We start from the raw sequence: 3,038 nt of genomic DNA, 5'->3' as shown, positions 1-3,038 counted from the left end.
CGGGTGGGAGGTCGGGTTACCTTTCCGGGGCGGGGACGGGCGCGACGAGGACGCCGCCACGGTGGTTGGCCATGGCCACCAGGCTCACCGGGCCGACCGTGGCGCTCTGCTCGGCGACGACCGCCAGCGCCAGCGTGTTGTGGCCGCGCTCGCGCAGAAGGCCCGCCGGGAGCGCGAAGTCCCGCTGGGGCCGGCCGGGGATGTACTGCCCGAGGTTCCAGCCGTTGACGAACAGCAGCACCCGGTATCGCGCGTCCTCGGCACCGCCGAAGCGCAGTGCCACCGGCACGTCCTGGCCCTTCGGCAGGTCGAGCCGGAACGTGGTGCGATACCAGCTCACACCGGGCGCGAGCCTGCGGCCGGCCGGCGAAGCGGCGGCCCACGGACCGCCGGTGCGGCCCGGCAGGTACCAGCCGGCGCGTTCGCCGAAGAGTCCGCCGTTGTTGAGCGGGCCACGGGCCCGGTCGGCGACATCCTCGCCGCCCTCGGCGCCCTGGATCCGCCACGAGATCAGGCCCCGCGCACCCGCGATCGCCGCGCCGGTGAGCCCGCGCGGCTGCTTGTGCCGGATGTCGGTGGCGACCCAGTCGTCGTTGTGGCCCATGTTCCCGACCAGCACCGACAACGTGGCCTTCTCGCCCTTCTTCAGCAGCCCGGCCGGGATCGGGAAGTCGCCCCGGCCCGGGTCGGGGTTCACCGGATCGTCGGTGTCGGCCTGCACGCCGCCCGCCGCCGAGCCGAGATAGCGGCCGTTCAGCCAGGCCTGGTAGATCCCGTGCTTGCCGGTGACGGCGTTGAGCGCGACGGAGGTCTCGGCGCCGGTGGCGGTGAAGCGGCCGCGGTACCAGACATGCCCGTAGTGGTAGCCGTAGTCGTCGGCGTAGAGCACCGGCTGGTTCTTCGGCTTGATCGGACTCTCCGTGGTGGTCTTGTCCGCCACGGTCCAGCGGGAGTCGTCGAAGCCGGGCTGGGCCTCCGGCGCCTCGGTGCGCGTCCGCCAGCCGGTCAGGTCGGGCAGGCGCACCGGCCTCGGCCCGGCCGCTCGGCCCAGCAGTGAGCCGCTCGGCGTCACGCGTGCCGGCACCGCACGCCCGTCGACCACCAGGCGGCGCGACGACGCGGGGCCGAAGACCTCGACGTCACCCGCCTCGGCGAGGTCGGCGCGCAGTTCGACGGCGTTCCCGGTCGCGCGCGCCGAGCGCACCAGCGACGTGCCGCGCACCAACACCGGCGCGGCCGAGGTGCCGGCCCGCCAGAACGAGGCCGCCGACTCGTCGGTGCCGAGCATGAGCAGCAGCGGACGCCGCCCGCCGTCGCTGATCAGCACCCGCGCCAGGCCCGCGTGCGTGTAGTCGAGCCTGAGCTCGCCGGCGGCGTACGACGACCGCACCGAGCCGTCGAGCACCTTGACCTTGGGCGCCGACGGATAGCGCAGCACCGTCGCACCCGCAGTGCCCGCACCGCCGTACAGCACGGCCACGTCCTTGCCGCCGATGTGGGCGTGGGTGAGGATCTCGGAGTTCGACCAGGCGAGGCGCTGGCCGCCGAGGTCGTACCCGGCCACCAGGATCTCGGCGTCACGGCCCTTCACCCGGACCGGCACCCGGTAGGTGCCGTCGGGGGTGGTCCAGGTGAGGGTGGCGGACTCGTCGGTGGACGTCGAGCGGTCGGCATGACGTACGAGCACGAACTGCGTGCCGGTGTCGGGATTGGCGCGCGCCTCGGTGTGCACGGCGGCGTTGTCGGACACCGGCGCCGTCGACGGGTCGGTCCTGGTCAGCGGCGCCACCGAGGTGACGAAATAGCCCTGCCGCTTGAACTCGTCGTACTTCGTGGTGAGCTGCCGGTGCTCGGTGATCGCCGCGCCGTAGTCGTAGGAGGTGCCGACGTCGTTCGGCTGCGCCAGCCAGCCCCAGTTCGTGCCGCCGAAGGCCATGTAGTAGCCGTACATCGTGGCGCCGCTGGCGATGAGGTTGGACTTGTAGAAGACCTTCATGTAATCGGGCCCGGTCAGCTCCCGGCACTTGTCGAATCCGGCGCTGTTCACATCGACGGATCCGGCCTGGTACTCGGCCGCGTAGACGGGGGCGTCGTCGCGGAGCCGTTCGGTGACGCCCGGCCCCCACGTGCCCCAGATGCCCGGGGTGTCGCAGTTGAAGGACTGCGGGTAGTCGTCCACGCCGGGGATCTGCACGGCGCCCTGCCCCGAGGCCCAGGTCGGCGTCCATGAGGCGTCGCAGCATTGGTTGTGCGTGATGGGCACGTCGATGCCGTCCGCACGGGCCTTGTTCTGGATGTCCTGCATGTAGGCGGCGTCGGTGTTGGCGGCGTACTCGTTCTCGGCGTTGTAGACGATGACCGAGCCGCCGCGGGTGACCTGGTGACGGGCGATGATCGGATTGATGTGGCTCAGCCAGTCGCGGTAGGCGGCGGTGTAGCCCGGAGCGCTGGAACGCGCCCGGCCGGGCACGTTCTTGAGCCATGCGGGAAAGCCGCCACCGGTGCTCTCCGCGTTGATGTACGGCCCCGGCCGCGCCACGACGTAGAGGCCGAGCTCGTCGGCGACGCGCAGCAGCCGGTCGACGTCGCGCACGCCCGTGAAGTCGTACACCCCGGGCTTGGGCGAGTGGTAGCCCCAGTGGAAGTAGAGCGAGACGCCGTTGAAGCCGGCCGCCCTGATCTTCTCCAGGGCGTCCCGCCACAGATCGGGGCTCGGGAGCCGGAAGTAGTGGAACTCTCCCGTCCACAACATGACGCGCTCGCCGTCGACCTTGAGCGAGTACCGGTCGTAGGCGACCACGTGCCGCTTCGGAACGGCGGCGTTCGCCGGTCGGTCGGGGTTCGCCGCTCGGGCGGTGTTCGCCCTGGCTGCGGCGGACACCGTGCCGACCGCGGCGGTCGCCGTCAAGGCCGAGGCCATGAAGGCGACGACGGCGAGCAGGACGGCGAGTGATCTTCGGGTGCTGCCTCTCATGCCAATGCTCCTTCTGCCCCCGCGACGGCGTCCGGCCGTGATCTTGCGGTCGTCCGCGCCGTGA

1 protein-coding gene is annotated in these 3,038 nt (G+C 71.8%); it reads right to left on the bottom strand.

Features of this window, described 5'->3' with window-relative positions; translation table 11 throughout:
* Window positions 1-16 precede the first annotated feature (16 nt).
* On the bottom strand, window positions 17-2,974 hold the full coding sequence (locus tag HKK72_RS38100; RefSeq protein WP_222721650.1) for a beta-galactosidase: 2,958 nt from the start codon (window positions 2,972-2,974) through the stop codon (window positions 17-19).
* Window positions 2,975-3,038 lie beyond the last annotated feature (64 nt).

The sequence above is a fragment of the Actinomadura sp. HBU206391 genome (genome assembly GCF_014323665.1).
GTDB lineage: Bacteria > Actinomycetota > Actinomycetes > Streptosporangiales > Streptosporangiaceae > Actinomadura_C.
Note: the sequence above shows the minus strand (reverse complement) of the source record. Positions and strands in the feature narration are given on the sequence as shown.

Coding starts and splice junctions, on each gene's coding strand:
- HKK72_RS38100 (WP_222721650.1), bottom strand. CDS start 2,974: ATGAGAGGCAGCACCCGAAGATCACTCGCCGTCCTGCTCGCCGTCGTC.